We start from the raw sequence: 19,155 nt of genomic DNA on the forward strand, positions 1-19,155 counted from the left end.
CCGTGTAAGCGACCGGAGTACAGGTTTAAGCCCTGTCAGAATACGCTTTCAGCATCGCAAGAACCGCCCAACGAGCCGCATCATCTGCGATATTCTCAGGCAGAGCATCAGCTCGCAGATTGATATAAGCGTCAACAGCCATTCTGATGGCGATGCTGACGGAGTCACGATCGTGCGTTGCCAGCGTGGAAGTCAGCAGGCCATCAGGGTCAATGCCGTGGAATTCAATGCGGCGAACCCCACGTTGCGGAAGATTGGCACGACGGTACAGCATTGGCCCCAGCACCTGCTCGCGGAAGAATGACAGCATACCAATCGCTTCGAAGAGTTCGCCCCTTCCCAACTTAACCACTGCATAATGCAGCCAGATCCAGGCTCGGGACTCAAACCACTCCGGCGTCATGTCAGGCCAGTGAGCACTAAATTTTGCCAGTTGTCGCTGCAGAGCAGTGTTATCACGGGTAAATAACACTGCTGGCTCCTCAACGCGTTGAGTGAGCATTTCCAGAGTGACGAATTTCAGATCGACATGAAGTAGTTCTGGGCCATACAGGCATATTAGCAGGCGAGGCTCTCCGACATGTTCCCCGGTAAAAGCATGGAGCAGATGGCCTAATGTTCCGGCAAGTTCCCTACGCTGCGTCATGATTTCGTCATAGTGGAGAGTGTCTACGACAACGACAAAATCGAGATCGGAGTATTTATCAAACCCGCCATGAACAATCGAGCCGCCAGCGAGAAGGGAGTGAATTCGCGAATCAGACTGAAATTTAAGTTTGAGTTGCTCTGCAAAACTTCTGTGTAAATCGGGTAATGTACTCAGCATACTTTTTCCTGTTCACAAAAAATACAAAGCATTTCAGAATATCGAGTTGTTTATATTCAGGCCAGATATTTTTGCAGGAACAGTAATATCCCTGTAGAGATGGCATCCTTTTCGGCTGATCCCACAATCACCACAGCGGTTATCGGCGGAGGTCGCTACTATGCTTAGATTCAGCTTATGACATCAGCCGATAGTGCGACTGCACCAGACCCGACGGGAAGCTGCGGCTGGATAATAGCGTCAAATCGATATCATGGGGCAGTACTCCGAACAGCGGTTTTCCCGAACCGAGCAGGACAGGAACGGTAGTGATAACGATATCGGCGACCAAACCTTCGCGCAGGAACGACTGTATTAACTGCCCGCCATCGATATATACCCTGTGCACGTTTTTCTCCTTCAGGTGAGCAAGAGCCTCCCCTGGCGTGAAGCATGAAAACTGCACCTTACCCTTCAGCGCTTCGGGCACGGGAGTATCAGTTAGCTGCCGGGAAAGCACCAGCACGGGTCGGTCATAAGGCCATTCGTCAAAAGTCAGCACCTTCTCATAGCTGCCTCGCCCCATAATGATCCAATCTTTGTCCGCGATGAACGCGGCATAGCCGTGATCTTCTGTCGGGTCATCGCGCTTCAACAGCCAGTCGATATCGCCATCCTGTCGGGCGATATAACCATCAAGACTGACCGCGATGAAAACATGTGTGGTGACCATCAAAAGCTCCGTATTCAGGTTGCATATATCTCGTTGAGTTTAGCAATGTTAGCGATATTGATATGCACCGATAAAGCCACATCACCAGGTTAGCAACGTCCGCTCCAGGCATGAAGCAAAGCTGAGTGAGGAGAAAAGCCGATGTACCTGTTTTCTACTATTTAAGCCAGCCGATCGGCTGGCTTAAAATCTCCCCAAATTAAATCCAAATATCGTTTTCTGCGGTGCGTTCCCCACCTTCATGCCCGGTATTCCTGACACCACAGGGTTCTATCATCATCATTTTTACCGTCGTCTCAGCTGACGTTTTATGCTCAACACCTTTAGGTACAACAAACATTTCTCCTGGCTTGACAAGGACATACCCGTCACGAAAATCAATACGCAAAACCCCCTCAACTACGATAAAGGATTCGTCGGTTTCCGGATGTGAGTGCCAGATAAAGTCGCCCGCTATTTTCACGATTTTGAATTGGTAGTCGTTCATCTGCGCGATGACTTTTGGCTGCCAGTGAGTATCGAAGAGAGAGAACTTCTGTTCCAGATTTACAGGTGAGTACATGATGACATTCCTTAATGGCTAAGAAACGCCGAGGATAAATAATATTGCGGTACCGGTATTGAACGATCGTGCAACTCAGGGACGGCGTTTTTGAATAAATGTTTGCCAACGACCCGGTGAAATGCCATATGCTTTTATAAACTGGCGTGTCATATGACTTTGATCTGAAAACCCTGCCGCCAACGCAGACTCCGCAAGTGACAGGCCTAACTGAATCAGATGTCGACAGTATGCGAGACGGCGCATTGTTACGTAGCGATAAGGACTCGTTCCGAAAAGAGTTCGAAAATCCCGGCTCAGGCTCCAGCGATCTTTACCACAGACGGAGGACAACGTATCCAGCGTGATGTTCTGGCTGAATTCAGATTGTATATATTCGCGAGCGCGCTCGACAGACTGATAGTCCACAAGGCATCGACGAAATCGCTGCCCTGACACGACTGCCAGAGTCTGGGCAAGATCGTAAAGGGCATCCTCTTCTTCAAGCGTATCAATAGAATCTTCTGGCGCTTTTAAAAGCGGCCCGGTAGCGGCAAATAACCGGGGATCAGATGAGATCCCGCTGTGAATAAATGGTAACGGTTTGCCGCCTAAAATTTTCTGAATTAAAGCGGGCTCGATATAAAACATCCGATACTGAAATCCCTCGAGCGTTCCTGCCTCTCCATCATGAATTTCATCCGGGTGTAAGACCATCGTCCCACCAGGTAAACTATGTTGTTTACTGCCACGATAACTGAAACGTTGCACACCAGACAATGTCCTGCCGATCGCATATGTATCGTGCCGATGAGGTTCATAACCATGCCCGCTGAAATACGCCTCCAGGCGCTCTATTTTTCCTGGCGTGTGTGCAAGCTTGACCCAGTCTTTATTCTTTTGTGCATTCGGCATCAATAACATCTGTTTCATAATTGTAGGAGAATCCACACCATAAACGTTTAGGATGCAGTTTTGAAAGAAGTATGATGAAAGTGCGTAAAGGTTCTTCTTCGAAATCTTTCAGGAAGGGGCATCTCAAACCCAGGGTAATCCTTGTAATCTTAGGTTACGGCTTTTTTTCCGGTGGAAAAATGCCTGCCATAGCAACCATAATCAGCAGTTGCATAAAGCAATACAATGATGGAGCCCCAATACTTAACAACCGTTTCTGGTACTCAGCAGACGACTAGCAGGATCACTTAGGACGTTATAAGCAAAGAGCGAACATAGTTTTCATCTCTACTGTTTATAGTGACGCTGACTGGATGCAGGATATCGCAGGAGGGATGCTTCAGGGCGTATTGGACGTCGCACCAGTTCTCCTCCGCAGTTCGGGCACAGGCCACTAAGCCGTTGGGTCACGCAATCAATGCAAAATGTGCATTCGAATGAACAGATGTATGCCTCTTTCGATTCAGGGGGCAGATCTTTATCACAGTATTCACAATTAGGACGGAGTTCAAGCATGGTGGTCTCTTATTGTTAAGGGGCATCATTAGATATACCAAAGGCCAACTACCTGTAGCGCCTTCGGCTAAAGATGACGTTATTGTTTCTCGCATGTATCAAATGAGCATGGTCTACAGGCGGGAAAAATCAAGAGAGTGAATTACCCGACAGAAACGCTCACTTCTGGAAACCGTTGCGAAGACGTGATTTCTAGAGCAATCTATCTTAATCGAGAAAATATCAAATCTTTGCTTGGTGCAAGTAAAAGCAGTGGGTGCGTCACTATCAATTACCCAGCAGGCCAAGACATTGATACTTTCATTGAGAGTTACAGCGACAGGCTGGATGATGAATTCAAAAGCCGATATGGATATGATTTTTCGCCTGGATTGTGGGAAACGACTACCTACGAATTCCTGAAGACGGTACGCAGACTAGCACTTACCTGGCCGATTCGTTAAAGCCATAAAACAATAAAACGGACACTCCCTCACGGAAGTGTCCGTTTTGTCTTTCATACGTCAGCTGCGGGTTACGCGCCTACCGGCACATCGTGCGCGGTGTTTTTCAGCGCCGGTCCGGTGTACTTCTCGATCTGCAGCTGCGACATCTGGCCACAGTTCCCCTGCGCCAGGCTGGAGGAGCCGACGTCAAAGGTCAGACAGTTGACGTTACCGTTTTTACACAGCGATCCCGGCTGTGACGGATCGGCCGGATCAAACCATGCCCCTTCGCTGATGCGCACCACACCTTCGCGAACGTTATCGGTAATCACCGCTCCGACCAGGATCTGCCCGCGATCGTTAAAGGCGCGAACCAGATCGCCTTCGCTGATGCCGCGCTCGCTCGCATCTTTCGGATGGATCCAGATGGCTTCGCGATCGGCTACCGCGTATTTCTTGCGCAGCGGCGTATTATCGAGCTGAGAGTGCAGACGGTTAATCGGGTGACCGGTATTGAGCGACAGCGGATATTTCTCGGCTTCCGGCCCGCGATACCACTCGTGCGGCGGCATCCAGGTTGGAATCGCTTTACAGTCCTCGTAGCCCATTTTGGCGATGGCGTCAGAGTAGATCTCGATTTTCCCTGACGGCGTTCCCAGCGGGTTGAGCAGCGGGTTCTCGCGGAAATCGGCGAAACGCACCCACTGGGTGTTCTCTTGCGGGATCGGGAAGCGAATGTAGTTGTTGGAAGCCCAGAACATATCAAACGGCGGCAGCGCCACGCGGGCGTTGCGCGCCTGGGCTTTCATCTCGTCATACATACCCTTCAACCACAGCATCTCATCTTTGCCTTCGGTAAAGGCCTCATGCACCCCAAGGATCTCGGAAATCCCCGCAAAGACATCAAAGTCGTTTTTCGCTTCGTTCTGCGGCGGTACGCACTGGCGCAGCGGGAAGACATAAAGCTGCGAATAGTCACCGCCCATGTCCATGTCGTTGCGCTCGTAGGTGGTGGTCACCGGCAGTACGATGTCGGCATGTTTCGCCGTCGCCGTCCAGTACGGTTCGTTCACCACCACGGTTTCCGGATGCTGCCAGGCTTTCACCAGGTTGTTGGTATCCTGATGCTGGTGGAAGGTGTTACCGCCCGCCACGTACACCATTTTAATATCCGGATAGGTGACCTTTGTCCCGTTATAGTCGATGGTCTTGCCTGGGTTCGCCAGCGCATCGGCGATGCGCGCCACCGGGAACGGCGTAATATCTTTCGCCGCCGGCGACGTTGGGCTACCGGCGGAGATCCCCGCCAGAATACCGCCGCGCGCGGTTGGGCTACCGCCGGAAGAGTAGTGATAGCTAAAGCCGAAACCGCCGCCGGGCAGGCCAATCTGCCCCAGCATCGCCGCCAGCGTCACCATCATCCAGTGGGCCTGTTCGCCATGATGCTGACGCTGGATGCCCCAGCCGCCCATGATCATGGTGCGATGCTTCGCCATATCTCGCGCCAGCTGCTTGATGGTCTCAGCATCAACGCCGCTGATATCCGCAGCCCAGTTGGCATCCTTGACGACGCCATCTTCTTTACCGTTCAGGTAGGCTTCAAATTTATCGAACCCTACGGTGTAGGTTTTCAGGAAATCAGGGTTATGCAGATTTTCAGCCAGCAGCGTATGGGCCACCCCCGCCATCAGCGCACAGTCGGTGTAGCTGCGCGGGGCGATCCACTCGGCGCCTAACTCACGCGCGCTGTCGCTGCGCACCGGGTCGATACAAATCATCCGGGTGCCCTTTTTCTTCAGCGCTTCAAAGCCCGTCTGGCCGACGTGGTCCGGCAGGTTCCAGCTGTTTTTCAGCGTGATCATTGGGTTACAACCGATCATCACCACCAGCTCGCTGTTATCAATCACGTTTGGCCACGCGGTCTGCTGTTCGTAAACCTCAACGGAACCGACCACGTGCGGCATAATCACCTGCGCCGCGCCGGTGGAGTAGTCACCGGAATAGCCGACAAAGCCGCCCGCCAGGTTCATCATGCGCTGCAGCAGCGTTCTTGGGTTGTGGAACATCCCGACGCTTTTCCAGCCGTAAGAACCGGCATAAATAGATGATGGGCCATGCTCTTTTTGCAGACGGCTGATTTCACCCGCCACCAGATGCAGGGCTTTATCCCAGCTGACGCGGACCCACTCATCGCGGCCGCGCAGCTCTGGCTTACCGTTTTTCGCCCCGCCTTCTAACCAGCTTTTACGTACCATCGGATATTTAATCCGGTTTTCGGCGTGAACCTGATACGGCGCCATAGTAATCAGTTCGTTAGGATACGGATCGTCTTTGATCGGGCGAACGTCCACCATTTTGCCGTCGCGGACGATGGCTTCAAACGCGCCCCAGTGGGCGCCGGTGAGAATCCCGCTTTCCGCCTGGCGCAATGCGATAAACTGCGGCATCGCCTGGCTGATGGCCTCCGCCAACGCCGAACGAGGCCACAGCCCCGCCAGCAGCGGCGCCGCCATCAGGGCGCTGGCGCCAGCCAGAAAACGGCGACGCGTCAGATTCATACCGGGTTCCTGGCTCTGATCCGCCATGTCATAATCGTTATTCTTTTTCATCATGGCTCCTTATTGTTTGTCCTGATTGGCCGCTGCTGGCATGTCGCTCGCATGTTTTTGTACGTACTGGGTCAGGAGACGAACCTGTTCCTGAGTCAGTGAAGTACGGCCGGACATACCTTTAACCACCCCAATCCACTGGTTGGCGTTAAAGCGATTCAACTCGGTCAGGCCATGACAGCCGGTACAGTTGTTAGCCATTAATTCAGAAGCGTAACTCCAGATTTTTTGTTGATCGCCAATCAGATTTTTCGCCGGCAGCCAGACCTGCAGATCGACTTCATGCCAGACCTGTTTGGTTTCTTCATCGGTAACGGAGCCAGAGACTTTTAACGCTTTGCGAGCTTCTTCGCCCAGCAGCGCGCTCATAATGCGTTTGCCGCGCGCGGCGTAGAAAGCTTCGGTGACGCCATCCTGTTGCCAGCCATGAACATCCGCCAGCACCATGTCGCCTTCACGTTTCACCACTTTCACTTCAGTGGAGGCCATCAGGTTACCGTCGTTATGGTCGCCTGCTTTCTCGCTCAGCCAGAACGGCTGGGTCTGAATGGTGTAAAGGGTGGTCGCGGTCGCCGGGGTTTTCGCCGCCGCGTTAGCAAGCTCGCTGGCCCCTGCCGCCGCCAGGCCGCTCATGTTCGGCAGAATATGCGCCACGCCTTTATGGCAGTCGATACAGGTTTCGCCCTCTTTGATCGCGACCGGGTGCTGCTTACGGGCTTCAGGGGTTTGCGCCAGAATATCCATCGCTTTATAGTCGTGGCAGGAACGGCAGGTCGCCGAATCGCTCTTCTTCAACCCATCCCAGACGCTCTGGGCCATCGCCAGTTTATGCGCCTCGTATTTTTCCGGGGTGTCGATTTTGCCGGTCATTTCACCCCAGACATCTTTCAGGGCGCCAATTTTGGTCAGCATATAATCGATCGGCTGATGAGGAACGTGGCAATCGGCGCACTCGGCGCGAATACCTTTATCGTTCTGGAAATGCACGCTGCCCTGATATTCCGCCAGAGGCTGCTGCATGGTATGACATGACACACAAAATTCGGTATCGCTGGTTTTATGCATAATAGTCGCGGTACCAGCCAGCAATACCACGCCAATAATGATCCCAACCAGCAAGGCGATAAATATAATTTTTCGCCTACCAGAGCGTTCCAGTGAAAGTTTACTCATCTTATTATTTAACCCTTTTCCTAAATGAAAGACGCAAAAGTCCCTGCCAGATGGCAATCGTTATATAAATAAATCTATAACGATTGCACTCACCTTCTAATCCAACTAAATTTTTGGAAATTTTCGGAGCCAGGATAATCAGCCGGGGATGATTATCCTGTGATTTCAGAGCGATAACCCATTGCAAATCCAATATGCCTTCGAGCAATACTCACGTTATTTTAATTATTGCAGTGTAGCGGCTTGTTCTTTTTTAGCCCGGTCAATACTACGAATGATTATTTCTCGCTGAGCATCATCCGCCGGTAACAGTTGCAGCATCAGCTGCCACGCCGCGATCGCTTTGTCATACTGCTGGTGCTCAAAGGCGTTAAACGCCGCGAGGCTAAGCACCCGCACATCGTTATGGTTATTCTTCAGCAACGTATCGAGCAGTTGCTGGGCTTCACGGCTATCGTTGGGATCCGTAGAGTGAAGTAACGCTTCGGTATATCCCAGCTGCGCATCGGCGTTGCCTGGCGCCAGCTGTCGCGCCTTATCAAACGCCTGTAACGCGGCGCCTGGATTATTGAGCACCAGTTGCAGCCTGCCGAGCATCGTCCAGCTCAGCTGGTCGGCCGGGTATTGCTGCAGGCGGGTGCGTAGCCCCAGCGCCAGTCGAAACAGCTCTTCTTCCGATAACGGTTTACCCTGTGGATCCATCACCCGCTGCATCAACTGCGGCGTTTGCTGGACAACTTGCTGCCACTCAACCACGCGGGTCATGTAACTCGTTCGGATAAAAACCCCTACGCATAAAGAGGTTAGTATAATAACCCCAAGAATATACACCCAATAACTACTATTTTTGTGATTCGTTTCGGCAGATTCGGGCAAATCTTCCAATAAATTCAAGCGTAAATCGTCAACCAGCTGCTGTTGCTGCGCCGCATTCACCGCTGAAAGATCCTCATCAAGCTCCTGTAGGCGCGCCCGATAAATCATATGGTTCATGGTATTGCGGTCAACGCGCTGCCTGCCGCTCCACGGAATAAACAGCAGCGCCGCGGTTCCCAGCAGTAACACCAACATGATGAGCAAAGCGACAATCATTTCAGGGTCCTTTTATTGTCATCAAGCAGCGCCTTTAAGCGTTCCTGTTCCTGCGCGCTCAGCTCGCTGATGCGTTCAGCCCGTGAGCGACGGCTTAAACGGAAAATCACCAGCGCGCCGCCCACAACGAAACAAGCCGGCAGCAGCCAGAGGATAATCGTCGCGGGGGTCACCGGCGGTTCGTAGGTCACGAAGTTGCCGTAGCGCGCCACCATGTAATCGGTGATTTGCTGATTGCTTTGTCCCTGCTCCATCAATTGCCAGACCTTTTTGCGCATGTCGGCGGCAATCATCGAGTTCGAATCGGCAATACTGTTGTTCTGGCATTTCGGGCAGCGCAACTGTTCGGTCAACTGGCGGAACTGCTGCTCCTGGGCCTCATCTTTAAATGGATAGGTATCAATCGCCGCCAGCGCCTGAAACGAGAACAGCGCCGTCAGTAAAGTGATGAGCAGATATTTCACGCGCCCCCCTGCTGGCTGTATTTATTCCACAGCGGCAGAATCTCCTGCTGCCAGACCCGCTCGTTCACATCGCCGGCATGGCGGTAGCGGATAATGCCTTTGCCGTCGATGAGGAAAGTTTCCGGCGCGCCATACACGCCAAGATCCAGCCCCAGCATACCGTCGCCGTCAAACACTCCCAGCGCATACGGGTTGCCCAATTCGTGCAGCCAGTTCACCGCTTTCTGGCGATCGTCTTTATAGTTGATGCCAACGATGCGAATGCCCTGCGCCGCCAGAGAGCGCAAATACTGATGCTCCGCCCGACAGGTGGGGCACCAGGTGGCCCAGACGTTAATCAGCACCGGTTTACCATTGATAATGTTAGAGGGATCCAGCATGACATCCGGTTTTTCCAGTGACGCCAGGCGGAAATCCGGCAGAGGTTTACCCACCAGCGCAGATTCAAGCACGGTAGGATCGTCGCCGTCGCTATTGCGCATCAGTTGCCACATCAGCGCCGCCGCCAGAATCAGGAAGATAGCCAGCGGTAAATATAAGACTTTGCGGTTCATCACGCGTTCTCCGGCAGTGATTTACGTAAGCGGTAACGTGGGTCCAGGATGCACAGCACGCCGCCAAACGCCATTAACATCCCACCGAACCAGATCCAGCGAACAAAAGGTTTATAGTACAAGCGCACCGCCCAGCTACCGTCGGCCAGCTCTTCACCCAGCGCAGCGTACAGGTCGCGCGCCAGCCCGCCGTCGATGGCGGCTTCGGTCATCTCCATCCGGCTGCTGCTGTAAATGCGTTTCTCCGCCCGCAGCGTACTCACGTGACGGCCATTCTGCGAAACTTCGATCACCCCTTCACCGCCAAAGTAGTTCGGCCCGGTGATATCCCGCACGTCACGGAACACAAAGTGATACTGGTGGATATCGACGCTATCGCCCGGCTTCATTCGCACGTCGCGTTCGATGCTGTAATTCTGACTGAAGGCGATGCCAATGACGGTGACCACCAGCCCCACATGGCCGGCGACCATTCCCCAGTGGCTGCGTCCGAGGCGGGTCAGCCCGCGCCAGAAGGGGTGGCGGTCGGTGGCGCGCTCCACCACTTCCATCACGGTAAGCACGAATGCCCACAGCGACATCAGCAGGCCAACTACGGTCATGGCTTTAATACGATCCTGCATCAGCCACGGCAGTGCGATGGCCAGTACGACGGCAACCACCGCGGCAATCAGCAGCCGCTTACGCAGCTTGTGGAATTCATCGCGACGCCAGCGCACCAGCGGCCCGATCCCAAGCAGCAACGAGAACGGGATCATCAGCGCAATAAAGAGGGAATTAAAGAACGGCTCGCCGATAGAAATGCTGCCTAGCCCCAGTAGCTTGTGTATCAGCGGCAGCAGCGTCCCCAGCAGTACCACCAGCATGGCGGCAATCAGCAGCACATTGTTGCCCAGCAACAGCGACTCGCGCGACCACAGTTCGTGACGCACCCGGGAACGTACCTTGCCGCCTTTGATGGCGAATAACAGCAGCGAACCGCCGATAGTGATCACCAACAGCGCCAGAATAAACATGCCGCGCGTAGGATCGGAAGCGAAGGAGTGTACGGAAATCAGTACCCCGGAACGCACCAGGAAAGTGCCCAGCAGGCACAGCGAGAACGCCAGAATCGCCAGCAGTACGGTCCAGGATTTAAAGCTGCCGCGCTTTTCGGTGACCGATAGCGAGTGAATCAGCGCCGTTCCCGCCAGCCACGGCATCAGGGAGGCGTTTTCTACCGGATCCCAGAACCACCAGCCGCCCCAGCCGAGCTCATAATAGGCCCACGCCGACCCCAGCACGATACCGACCGTCAGAAAGCTCCACGCCGCCAGCGTCCACGGGCGTGACCAGCGCGCCCACGCGCTATCAAGGCGCCCGGTCATCAGCGACGCAATGGCGAAAGCGAAGGCCACGGAGAAGCCCACATAGCCCATGTACAGCATCGGCGGGTGGAAGATCAGCCCGATATCCTGCAGCATCGGGTTCAGATCGCGCCCCTCGATGGGGAAATCAGGTAGCGTGCGCACGAACGGATTTGAGGTCAGCAGGATGAACGCCAGGAAGCAGAAGGAGATCATCCCCATTACCGCCAGCACCCGCGAAGAGGCTTCCAGCGGAATATTACGGCTCAGGGCCGCGACCGCGCAGGTCCAGCCGCTCATCAGCAATACCCACAGCAGCAACGATCCCTCGTGGGCCCCCCAAGTCGCCGCTACGCGATACCACACCGGCAGCAGCGTATTCGAGTTACTGACGACATACAGAACGGTGAAGTCATTCACCACAAAGGCATACACCAGAATGAGAAACGCCCCGAGGATGGCGGCAAACATCGCTACCGACAGCGGCTTCGCCAGCGCCATCATCCGCGCATCCTGCCGCATCGCGCCCCAGGAGGGAAATAGCGCCAGCAGGCAGGAAATGCCCAGCGCCAGGCACAGCAGGAAGAGGCCGATTTCGGGGATCATTGCGCGGCTCCCTGTGGCTTTTCAGCCGGATGATGATTCTCTTCCATCGCTTCTTTCACTTCCGGAGGGGTGTAATTTTCATCGTGTTTCGCCAGCACTTCTTTCGCGCGGATATGCGTCCCGTCCTGCAGCGTCCCCTGGGCTACGACCCCCTGCCCTTCGCGGAACAACGCCGGCAGGATCCCGGTATAGCTCACCTCGACGACGCCGCGGGCATCATAGAGTTTGAAGGTCACATCGAGGGTTTTATCGTCACGCTTCACGCTGCCGGGCATCACCATGCCGCCGATACGTAGACGCTGCCCCGGCTCTGGCTTCTGGCCATTTTCCCGTTTGCCGTATATCACTTCGCCTGGGGTATAGAAGAGATCGATATTGGAGCTTAATGCATACATCACCAGACCAACGGTCAGCGCCAGCCCCCCAATCACTCCGCAGGCGAGCCAGAGACGTACTTTACGCCGAGGATTCACAACGCATCTCCCTTCATAGTGCTTTGCTTACGCGCCGCCGATACCCGCCGCTCGCGCGCCATCTGCCGGCGTACATCCGCCAGCAACGCCCGGCGCTGCCAGCGGGTATGGATGAACAAAATCAGCAGCGCGATGACCGTCACTGCAACCGCCAGCCAGACATAAAAGGCGTAGCCGCCCATCTGCCAGAAATCGCTCCAGGAGTGAAAAGCGCTGGTCATGAGTTCTCCTCGCGCTTACTAGCGCCAGCCAGCGCCACGACCCACGGACGGCGGCGCTCCTGTAACAGAATTAAATTACGCATACGCATTAATGTCAGAGTAATAAAGAGGAATAAGAAACCGAAAATGGTTAAACGCAACGGCATGCGCATCGACGGGTCGATGGTTTTCTGCATATTGGTCGAGCCCTGATGCAGGGTGTTCCACCATTCCACGGAATAATGAATAATCGGCAGGTTGACCACCCCGACCAGCACCAGTATCCCGGCGGCGCGCCCGGCCAGCCGGCGATCGTCAAAAGCGTGATACAGGCCAATCACCCCGACGTATAAAAACAGCAGGACCAGTTCGGAAGTCAGACGCGCATCCCACACCCACCAGGTTCCCCACATCGGTTTTCCCCACGCGGAACCGGTCACCAGCGCAATAAAGGTGTAAACCGCGCCTGGCAGCGCCATCGCAATCACCGCTTTATCCGCCATTTTCATCTGCCAGACCAGGCCGACAAAAGCGGTCACGGCCATTGAGCCGTAAATCCCCATCGACCACATCGCCGCCGGAACGTGCAGATACATGATGCGATAGCTTTCACCCTGTTGATAATCTGCCGGGGCGTAGACAAATCCCCAGACGCAGCCCACCACCAGAAACAGCGCGCTGAGGATAGCCATCAGCGGAATGCATCGTCCGCATACGCTATACAGGCGCTCTGGAATGGCGAGTTGATGTAACACTTTCCACATTTTTTTTGCCTCATTGCCCCGAGGGAACGGGAATTATTGCACGCTAATTCTGAGTGCCGCCGCGGTAGCAAACGGACTTAAGGTGGCGCTTCCCGCCAGAAAGGCGCCAAGAATGGCCATATAGCCGTCAACCGGCAACTGCATCTGCGCCGCGCCCACGGCGGCGGTGGCGAAAATCAGTAACGGAATCATCAGCGGCAGCACCAGCAGGCTCAGCAATACGCCGCCGCGCCGCAGACCGACAGTCAGCCCCACGCCGATGGCGCCAATAAAGCTCAGCGTTGGCGTGCCCATCAATAGCGTCAGGGCCAGCACCTGCCACTCCGCCGTCGAAAGTCCAAATAACATGGCGATCAGCGGAGAGATTATCAGCAGCGGCAGCCCGGAGACCACCCAATGCGCCGCGATCTTTGCCAGCACCACCAGCGACAGCGGCACCGGCATCAGCATCATTTGCTGCAGCGAGCCATCCAGCCAGTCATCGCGAAACAGCCGGTCCATTGCCAGCAGCGAAGAGAGGAGCGCAGCCACCCACACAATGCCCGGCGCAATCTGCCGGAGCAGCTGCGGTTCGGGGCCGATACTGAGGGGGAACAGGGTGATAATAATCAGGAAAAACCACAGCGGGTTGATAATTTCGGCGTAATTGCGAAAGGCGAGGCGCAGGTCGCGCCAGAATATCTGCTTGATCATGCCGCGACCGCCTCATCGTCACTCAGCATAATCGTGCGTAAAGGAACGCAGAGCGGGCGCAGGGGTTGATGGGTGGTCAGGATGACCGCACCGCCCTGGCCGACGTGCTGCTCCAGCCGGGTGGTCAGCGTTTGTACGCCAGCCGCATCGAGCGCGGTGAAGGGTTCATCTAAAATCCAGAACGTCGCGCGGCTGAGCCATAATCTCGCCAGCGCCACGCGGCGCTGTTGCCCGGCAGAGAGTTGCGCTACCGGAACATCTTCAAAGCCCACCAGCTCAACCTGCGCCAGCGCCTGCCAACGCGCCTCAATGGTCGCCTCAGGATGGTAAAAGCGCAGATTTTCGTCCGCCGTTAGCGCCCCTTTAACCCCCACCTGATGACCGAGCCACAAGAGCTGCGCGTGCCAGCTATCGCGAGTACGCCGCAGCGGTTTGCCCTGCCAGAGAATTTCCCCTTCTTCTGGCGTCGATAACCCGGTCAGGAGGTGTAATAACGAGGTTTTTCCCGCGCCGTTGGGGCCTGAAATTTGAATAATCTCGCCGGGTTGTACCGCAAACGATAGGTGGGTAAAAAGGGTTCGTTCATCCCGCAGGCAGGCGATATTTTTTATTTCCAACATCAGAAAGCAGGTCCAGTCCGGGGGTCAGCGCATTCAAGTGCCTTATTATAACGAAAGAAAACAATCTGTTTTGCTGAATATATTAAAAATTTTGAACCGGCGCTAAACAGGTAAAAATGCTAAAAACTCATAATCGAACGTGCCAGTAGCGGTTGCATTTTCACCACTACCGGCATTCCCTTCTTTAGCGATGCAAACGTAAGGTACTGGCAATAGAGGATATCGCCGCAATAGCGCAGGCGAGGCCAAACACATAAACGGCAAACTGTGCGCCGCCTGGGCCGGTTAAGCCCTTCAACAGCGCAATGACCATAGCCACCAGCGCCGCACCGATGGACAGCCCAGTCGTCCTGGCGGTGGATAATACCCCGGAGGCCGTTGCCGTGCGATTTGCTGAGACATTAGCAAACATCTCCTTATTGTTTGGCGGCAGGAATAAGCCATACCCCACCCCGCAAACGGCGGTCCGCCACAGAAAATCATTCACCGTCGCAGCGCCCGGCAACAGTGCCAGCGAGCCTAAGCCAAGACAAAAGATAACCACCCCGACAGTTGAAATCTGCGTCGGATTAAAACGGTTTGACAAGCTTCCCGCCAGCGGGGCGCAGATTGCGACCGCCACCGGCCACGGCGTAAAGATAAAAGCCGATTCCAGTACTGAGTAATGGTAGGTATGTTGCAATACAAACGGTAAACCGACCAATGCCATTCCCTGGGCGATGAACAAAGAGCTGGACGAGATCACCGCCAGGGTATATTGGCGTGAGCGAAATATATCAAGCGGCAATAGTGGATGCTTCGCTCGCGTCTGGGCGATAAAAAAGAAGGCAAATAACGCCACTGATGCCACCGCGCAGTAGATAAGCGTTCGGCCCTCCCAGCGGCCAATTTGATCGACCGCCACCACCATCAAGCCTAATGCCGCCGCTGAACTCACGGCCCCGGCCCAATCAAAGCCCTGCTCCTTTTCGTTATCCTCCCCTAATGAAATCAAGGAGAAAACAATCGCAGCGCCGCCAGGCAGGATATTGATATAGAAAAGCCACGGCCAGGAGAGCGACGAGATGATAAATCCGCCCAGCGCCGGACCGATTGCCGTGCCAACCGCGAAGGCCAGCGCATTCAGCCCGAAAATCGTTCCTAGCGCGCGGGGTGGGAAAATAACCCGGTACAAGCCCAGCCCCACGCTTATCATGACCGCATAGCTTACCCCTTGCAGTATGCGCATGGTAACCAGTACGCCAAAGGTCGGCGCAAGGCTACAGCCCAGCGAAGAGAGCGTAAATAACACCATTCCCGCCGTATAAAAACGCTTCTCACCTATTCTGCTGCCCAGCGACGCGCAAATCAGCATCGTCGCCGCGCTGGCTACCTGATAGCCGTTGGTGATCCAGATACCGGACGCCGAATCGACCCGTAACGCACTGGCAATGGTGGGCAATGCGACATTGACAATGGAACTATCCAGCGCCGCCATCAGCACGCCGATTAGTATGGCCGCGGCGGCTAAATAGCGCCTCGGCGCCTCAAAACCTTGATCAAGTGAACAACTACTTACCAGCGACATATCCGCAGGTCCTTATCAAAACAGATCAAATGGTTTTATTGTTATGAATGTCGCCAGAGGGAAAAACCAGAGAATAAAATCGAGATTATTAGCGAAAAAATCGATGGCCGTTCGTCACCGCGATAATCATCGCTATATTCGTCAATAATTAAAAATCTGATGACAAAGTAGTCACCAAAATTTATAAATATGCTGGCGGATAGAAAATAACGCTCATATAAGGTTTAAGATGAAGCTTAATGAACTTCTGGCGTTCGTTACTGTTGTGGAAACGGGGAATATCACCCTGGCGGCAGAACGTCTGAATCGAGTGCAATCCAGTATTTCCCATCGGATACGCAGCCTGGAAAGTAGCCTGGATGCCACGCTATTAGACAGGAAGAACGAGGGGTGTATCCCAACCGAGCAGGGAAAGATATTGTATGAATATGCCCTCAAAATGCTTAACCTGGCGGATGATTGCAAACACAACATTACCCTTTCAAAAAAACGCCGATTAACGATTAAAATCGGCATCATTGAATGTTTGCCGCCCTATGTTATCAGCGCATTGATTGATTCAGGCCATGACTTAGGCTGGGATATTGATGTTTCAATCGGCAATACCAGCAGTTTACTTAATGCTTTCGATAGACACGAATATGATGCGGTCATTATTGGCGCGGGCTTCTCCTCCCCACAGCATACGCGCGCTATGTTGCTCACTAGTGAGTTAGTGATTATCACCGCGAAAGATCATCCAGCCATCACCGCGACCTCCGCTCTGGATGACAATGTCTTTTTATTGAGTAGTAAAAAATGCGCAACTTCAATGCGCAATCTGGATATGTTATTCCGTGAAGGCAACATTACTCCCAGGCGCGTCGTGGAGTGCGGCTCTTACCCGGTGCTGTTCTCAAATATCGCCGATGGCAAAGGGGTCTCGCTGGTGCTGCGTTGCTCAATCAGCGATGAGATCCAGCAAAAAATCAAAATCCATCCATTAACAGGCGAGTTTAATGATTTCGGAATTGAGCTGCTCTGCCGCCCTGAGGGCGCCCATTTCGATTTGCAGCAGTTGAACCTCATGGTGGCATCCGTATTTCAGGATCCACGGCTGCGTGAGACTGGCTATTAATTCCGTCCGCCGGGATAATTTGATAGCCGGACGAGCATTTTTTAATCCTGGCGAAACCTGCTGTATCAAAATGCATCCCGGCAACCAGTATCTGTTCAGCGCAGACCTTTTCAAGAAGGCGAATGCGCGTCTCCTGCGCCAAAAGCGGGTCGAAGTCGAAGGCTATCGTGACCTCGGGGTCTAATAACTGAATATGGGGAAAATGCACAATATCCCCCCACACTAATACGCGTTCTATGCTTCCAGAGAGGAGATACCCCGTATGACCTGGCGTATGTCCTTTCAATGCCAGGGCACTGATACCAGCAAACACCTCGCCTTCATCAATCAGCCGTAAACGATGCTGATATTGTTTAAACACGCTGCGCGCGAACATAACATTACCTTTAACGCGTTCACTGGCCGTAACCAAATTACGGTCATCTTCGAGATAACTGAATTCATCTTGAGGTATTATCAATTCAGCACGAGGAAATACCGCGTCTTGCTGCGAATTAATTAAGCCACCGATGTGATCGGGATGCGCATGGGTCAACAGTACGGCGTCAATATCCTCTGGTTTGACGCCAAGTTTAGCCAGATTATTGATCAGTTGGCCTCCCCACCCCTTAACGCCGCCAGCGCCGCTATCGATCAGGATATTCATCCCGGCTTGTTGTACCAGAAAGGTGTTTATGTTGACCGTATTCGGTTGTGCGATACGGGCGTTAGCCTGGATGTTTCTGCACCCATCTTCATCAATTTTGGTTAACAGGCCAAAACCTACCTGCAAATAGCCATCGCTTACGGCAGTAACGCGCATTTCGCCGAGGACTATACCGGGAAAAGTAGTATTCATCGTTTACTCATCAGTATCAGTGTAATCGCCAAAAACAGCCTCCATTATTAGAGGCTCTCACCGCTATGCTCTAACGGATAATTTCGATATCACCATCGATATTGTTGATTGCCGCTGACCGAAGCCCCCTTCCCCCACCTGCTACGCTTACTACTCCATTCCATAAAAAAGGTTCAACCATGAATATTGATTTATCGGGGAAAGTCGCGCTGGTGACGGCATCCACGGCCGGTATCGGTTATGCCATTGCCAAAGGGATGGCGGCCAGCGGCGCGGAAGTGATTATCAACGGCCGCAGCGAACATAGCGTTAATGCGGCGATGGCACGGCTGCAACAGGAGGTGCCGGGATTCCGGCCCTATCCCGCGGTGGCCGATCTCAGTGACGCCGCGGGCGTCAGCCAACTGCTGCAGGCGGTGAATGAAGTCGATATCCTGGTGAATAACGCCGGTATTTACGGCCCGCAGGATTTTTACGCCACCGATGACGCCACCTGGGAAAACTACTGGCAAACCAACGTGATGTCCGGCGTTCGCCTGTCACGCGCGCTGTTGCCCGCCATGGTGCGTAAAGGCTGGGGTCGGGTGGTCTTTATCTCCTCCGAATCGGCACGCAATATTCCCGCCGACATGATCCACTACGGCGTAACCAAAACCGCGCAACTGTCGCTGGCGCGCGGACTGGCGAAATACGTCGCCGGCAGCGGCGTCACCGTAAACAGCGTGCTGCCCGGCCCAACCCTTTCTGACGGTTTTGCCGAAATGATGAAAGATGAGGTCACGCGAACCGGCAAGCCGCTGGAACAACTGGCGACAGAGTTTGTTATGGCGCAGCGCCCCGCTTCGGTTATTCAGCGCGCGGCCTCGGTGGACGAGGTGGCCAATATGGTGGTCTACGTCTGTTCGCCGCAGGCATCCGCCACCTCCGGCGCCGCGCTGCGGGTCGATGGCGGCGTAGTCGATGATATTGTCTGAATTACCCCGCTAAGCAAGGGGAGCAAAGCTCCCCTTTCTCACCTGCAGTTGCGCTATTTAGCGCTAAATAGCTCAAAAGGTTTAAAACACG

At 54.0% G+C, this 19,155-nt stretch carries 21 protein-coding genes; 3 read left to right on the forward strand and 18 right to left on the reverse strand.

Annotated elements, in window-relative coordinates:
* Nucleotides 1-25: 25 nt before the first annotated feature.
* The 5 genes from ABLU80_RS21795 to ABLU80_RS21815 all read right to left on the reverse strand — a co-directional run bounded on the left by ABLU80_RS21795 (nucleotide 26) and on the right by ABLU80_RS21815 (nucleotide 3,549).
* Nucleotides 26-826 carry a nucleotidyltransferase domain-containing protein gene (locus tag ABLU80_RS21795; RefSeq protein WP_154105442.1) on the reverse strand — a complete coding sequence of 267 codons (801 nt, stop codon included), beginning with the start codon at nucleotides 824-826 and terminating at the stop codon, nucleotides 26-28.
* Between the two features lie 175 nt (nucleotides 827-1,001).
* The gene (locus ABLU80_RS21800) at nucleotides 1,002-1,538 is read right to left on the reverse strand and encodes a dihydrofolate reductase family protein (RefSeq protein ID WP_015370121.1); all 537 of its coding nucleotides are present in this window, start codon (nucleotides 1,536-1,538) and stop codon (nucleotides 1,002-1,004) included.
* Nucleotides 1,539-1,737: 199 nt separating this feature from the next.
* Entirely contained in the window at nucleotides 1,738-2,100 is a 363-nt protein-coding gene (locus ABLU80_RS21805) for a cupin domain-containing protein (RefSeq protein ID WP_015370120.1), read from the reverse strand.
* A gap of 75 nt (nucleotides 2,101-2,175) precedes the next feature.
* A complete protein-coding gene (locus tag ABLU80_RS21810) occupies nucleotides 2,176-2,994 on the reverse strand; it encodes an AraC family transcriptional regulator (protein ID WP_348850476.1) in 819 nt (272 codons plus the stop codon).
* Nucleotides 2,995-3,321: 327 nt separating this feature from the next.
* On the reverse strand, nucleotides 3,322-3,549 hold the full coding sequence (locus ABLU80_RS21815; protein WP_285177612.1) for a DUF1272 domain-containing protein: 228 nt from the start codon (nucleotides 3,547-3,549) through the stop codon (nucleotides 3,322-3,324).
* 185 nt (nucleotides 3,550-3,734) lie between these two features.
* Here ABLU80_RS21815 and ABLU80_RS21820 point away from each other — a divergent pair, with 185 nt between their 5' ends.
* The gene (locus tag ABLU80_RS21820) at nucleotides 3,735-3,992 is read left to right on the forward strand and encodes a contact-dependent growth inhibition system immunity protein (protein ID WP_323129770.1); all 258 of its coding nucleotides are present in this window, start codon (nucleotides 3,735-3,737) and stop codon (nucleotides 3,990-3,992) included.
* A 71-nt stretch (nucleotides 3,993-4,063) separates the two neighbouring features.
* Here the strand turns inward: ABLU80_RS21820 and torA are convergent, their stop codons facing one another.
* From torA to ABLU80_RS21880, 12 genes are all read right to left on the reverse strand, one after another.
* Nucleotides 4,064-6,586 (reverse strand): trimethylamine-N-oxide reductase TorA, encoded by a 2,523-nt coding sequence (gene torA, locus ABLU80_RS21825; RefSeq protein ID WP_348850465.1) that lies wholly within the window; start codon nucleotides 6,584-6,586, stop codon nucleotides 4,064-4,066.
* Between the two features lie 6 nt (nucleotides 6,587-6,592).
* Entirely contained in the window at nucleotides 6,593-7,756 is a 1,164-nt protein-coding gene (locus ABLU80_RS21830) for a NapC/NirT family cytochrome c (protein WP_006798114.1), read from the reverse strand.
* Between the two features lie 225 nt (nucleotides 7,757-7,981).
* Nucleotides 7,982-8,848 (reverse strand): c-type cytochrome biogenesis protein CcmI, encoded by an 867-nt coding sequence (gene ccmI, locus ABLU80_RS21835; RefSeq protein ID WP_032712347.1) that lies wholly within the window; start codon nucleotides 8,846-8,848, stop codon nucleotides 7,982-7,984.
* Nucleotides 8,845-9,312, reverse strand: coding sequence for a cytochrome c-type biogenesis protein (locus ABLU80_RS21840; protein ID WP_015703210.1), 468 nt, complete (start codon nucleotides 9,310-9,312; stop codon nucleotides 8,845-8,847). The genes ccmI and ABLU80_RS21840 overlap by 4 nt, the downstream gene beginning before the upstream one ends.
* Nucleotides 9,309-9,866 (reverse strand): DsbE family thiol:disulfide interchange protein, encoded by a 558-nt coding sequence (locus ABLU80_RS21845; protein WP_015370115.1) that lies wholly within the window; start codon nucleotides 9,864-9,866, stop codon nucleotides 9,309-9,311. Before ABLU80_RS21845 ends, ABLU80_RS21840 begins: the two co-directional genes overlap by 4 nt.
* Complete coding sequence (locus ABLU80_RS21850) at nucleotides 9,866-11,818, reverse strand: heme lyase CcmF/NrfE family subunit (RefSeq protein WP_045413272.1); 1,953 nt, start codon at nucleotides 11,816-11,818, stop codon at nucleotides 9,866-9,868. The genes ABLU80_RS21845 and ABLU80_RS21850 overlap by 1 nt, the downstream gene beginning before the upstream one ends.
* Nucleotides 11,815-12,291 carry a cytochrome c maturation protein CcmE gene (gene ccmE / locus ABLU80_RS21855; protein ID WP_015703212.1) on the reverse strand — a complete coding sequence of 159 codons (477 nt, stop codon included), beginning with the start codon at nucleotides 12,289-12,291 and terminating at the stop codon, nucleotides 11,815-11,817. The genes ABLU80_RS21850 and ccmE overlap by 4 nt, the downstream gene beginning before the upstream one ends.
* Complete coding sequence (gene ccmD / locus ABLU80_RS21860; protein ID WP_006798167.1) at nucleotides 12,288-12,512, reverse strand: heme exporter protein CcmD; 225 nt, start codon at nucleotides 12,510-12,512, stop codon at nucleotides 12,288-12,290. The genes ccmE and ccmD overlap by 4 nt, the downstream gene beginning before the upstream one ends.
* Nucleotides 12,509-13,255 carry a heme ABC transporter permease gene (locus tag ABLU80_RS21865; RefSeq protein ID WP_063446085.1) on the reverse strand — a complete coding sequence of 249 codons (747 nt, stop codon included), beginning with the start codon at nucleotides 13,253-13,255 and terminating at the stop codon, nucleotides 12,509-12,511. Before ABLU80_RS21865 ends, ccmD begins: the two co-directional genes overlap by 4 nt.
* A gap of 33 nt (nucleotides 13,256-13,288) precedes the next feature.
* Nucleotides 13,289-13,948 carry a heme exporter protein CcmB gene (gene ccmB, locus ABLU80_RS21870; protein ID WP_045378271.1) on the reverse strand — a complete coding sequence of 220 codons (660 nt, stop codon included), beginning with the start codon at nucleotides 13,946-13,948 and terminating at the stop codon, nucleotides 13,289-13,291.
* Complete coding sequence (gene ccmA, locus ABLU80_RS21875) at nucleotides 13,945-14,568, reverse strand: cytochrome c biogenesis heme-transporting ATPase CcmA (protein WP_015370110.1); 624 nt, start codon at nucleotides 14,566-14,568, stop codon at nucleotides 13,945-13,947. Before ccmA ends, ccmB begins: the two co-directional genes overlap by 4 nt.
* Before the next feature lie 184 nt (nucleotides 14,569-14,752).
* The gene (locus ABLU80_RS21880; RefSeq protein WP_213796335.1) at nucleotides 14,753-16,135 is read right to left on the reverse strand and encodes a DHA2 family efflux MFS transporter permease subunit; all 1,383 of its coding nucleotides are present in this window, start codon (nucleotides 16,133-16,135) and stop codon (nucleotides 14,753-14,755) included.
* Between the two features lie 229 nt (nucleotides 16,136-16,364).
* Between ABLU80_RS21880 and ABLU80_RS21885 the strand changes: the two genes are divergently transcribed.
* On the forward strand, nucleotides 16,365-17,252 hold the full coding sequence (locus tag ABLU80_RS21885) for a LysR family transcriptional regulator (protein WP_320944762.1): 888 nt from the start codon (nucleotides 16,365-16,367) through the stop codon (nucleotides 17,250-17,252).
* On the opposite strand, the gene ABLU80_RS21890 is transcribed toward ABLU80_RS21885, so the two are convergent.
* Entirely contained in the window at nucleotides 17,200-18,090 is an 891-nt protein-coding gene (locus ABLU80_RS21890; protein ID WP_032715661.1) for an MBL fold metallo-hydrolase, read from the reverse strand. The two genes, ABLU80_RS21885 and ABLU80_RS21890, sit on opposite strands and share 53 nt — an antisense overlap.
* A 179-nt stretch (nucleotides 18,091-18,269) precedes the next feature.
* Between ABLU80_RS21890 and ABLU80_RS21895 the strand changes: the two genes are divergently transcribed.
* Nucleotides 18,270-19,064: an SDR family oxidoreductase gene (locus tag ABLU80_RS21895; RefSeq protein ID WP_348850467.1), complete on the forward strand. Its 795-nt coding sequence runs from the start codon at nucleotides 18,270-18,272 to the stop codon at nucleotides 19,062-19,064.
* Nucleotides 19,065-19,155: the final 91 nt, after the last annotated feature.

Source organism: Klebsiella sp. CN_Kp104 (genome assembly GCF_040064515.1).
In the GTDB taxonomy this organism is placed as follows: Bacteria; Pseudomonadota; Gammaproteobacteria; order Enterobacterales; family Enterobacteriaceae; genus Klebsiella; species Klebsiella aerogenes.

Bases quoted from the DNA above. Each gene is read 5' to 3' on its own strand.
- ABLU80_RS21795 (WP_154105442.1), bottom strand. From the start codon at position 826: ATGCTGAGTACATTACCCGATTTACACAGAAGTTTTGCAGAGCAACTC.
- ABLU80_RS21800 (WP_015370121.1), bottom strand. From the start codon at position 1,538: ATGGTCACCACACATGTTTTCATCGCGGTCAGTCTTGATGGTTATATC.
- ABLU80_RS21805 (WP_015370120.1), bottom strand. From the start codon at position 2,100: ATGTACTCACCTGTAAATCTGGAACAGAAGTTCTCTCTCTTCGATACT.
- ABLU80_RS21810 (WP_348850476.1), bottom strand. From the start codon at position 2,994: ATGCCGAATGCACAAAAGAATAAAGACTGGGTCAAGCTTGCACACACG.
- ABLU80_RS21815 (WP_285177612.1), bottom strand. From the start codon at position 3,549: ATGCTTGAACTCCGTCCTAATTGTGAATACTGTGATAAAGATCTGCCC.
- torA (WP_348850465.1), bottom strand. From the start codon at position 6,586: ATGATGAAAAAGAATAACGATTATGACATGGCGGATCAGAGCCAGGAA.
- ABLU80_RS21830 (WP_006798114.1), bottom strand. From the start codon at position 7,756: ATGAGTAAACTTTCACTGGAACGCTCTGGTAGGCGAAAAATTATATTT.
- ccmI (WP_032712347.1), bottom strand. From the start codon at position 8,848: ATGATTGTCGCTTTGCTCATCATGTTGGTGTTACTGCTGGGAACCGCG.
- ABLU80_RS21845 (WP_015370115.1), bottom strand. From the start codon at position 9,866: ATGAACCGCAAAGTCTTATATTTACCGCTGGCTATCTTCCTGATTCTG.
- ABLU80_RS21850 (WP_045413272.1), bottom strand. From the start codon at position 11,818: ATGATCCCCGAAATCGGCCTCTTCCTGCTGTGCCTGGCGCTGGGCATT.
- ccmD (WP_006798167.1), bottom strand. From the start codon at position 12,512: ATGACCAGCGCTTTTCACTCCTGGAGCGATTTCTGGCAGATGGGCGGC.
- ABLU80_RS21865 (WP_063446085.1), bottom strand. From the start codon at position 13,255: ATGTGGAAAGTGTTACATCAACTCGCCATTCCAGAGCGCCTGTATAGC.
- ccmB (WP_045378271.1), bottom strand. From the start codon at position 13,948: ATGATCAAGCAGATATTCTGGCGCGACCTGCGCCTCGCCTTTCGCAAT.
- ccmA (WP_015370110.1), bottom strand. From the start codon at position 14,568: ATGTTGGAAATAAAAAATATCGCCTGCCTGCGGGATGAACGAACCCTT.
- ABLU80_RS21880 (WP_213796335.1), bottom strand. From the start codon at position 16,135: ATGTCGCTGGTAAGTAGTTGTTCACTTGATCAAGGTTTTGAGGCGCCG.
- ABLU80_RS21885 (WP_320944762.1), top strand. From the start codon at position 16,365: ATGAAGCTTAATGAACTTCTGGCGTTCGTTACTGTTGTGGAAACGGGG.
- ABLU80_RS21890 (WP_032715661.1), bottom strand. From the start codon at position 18,090: ATGAATACTACTTTTCCCGGTATAGTCCTCGGCGAAATGCGCGTTACT.
- ABLU80_RS21895 (WP_348850467.1), top strand. From the start codon at position 18,270: ATGAATATTGATTTATCGGGGAAAGTCGCGCTGGTGACGGCATCCACG.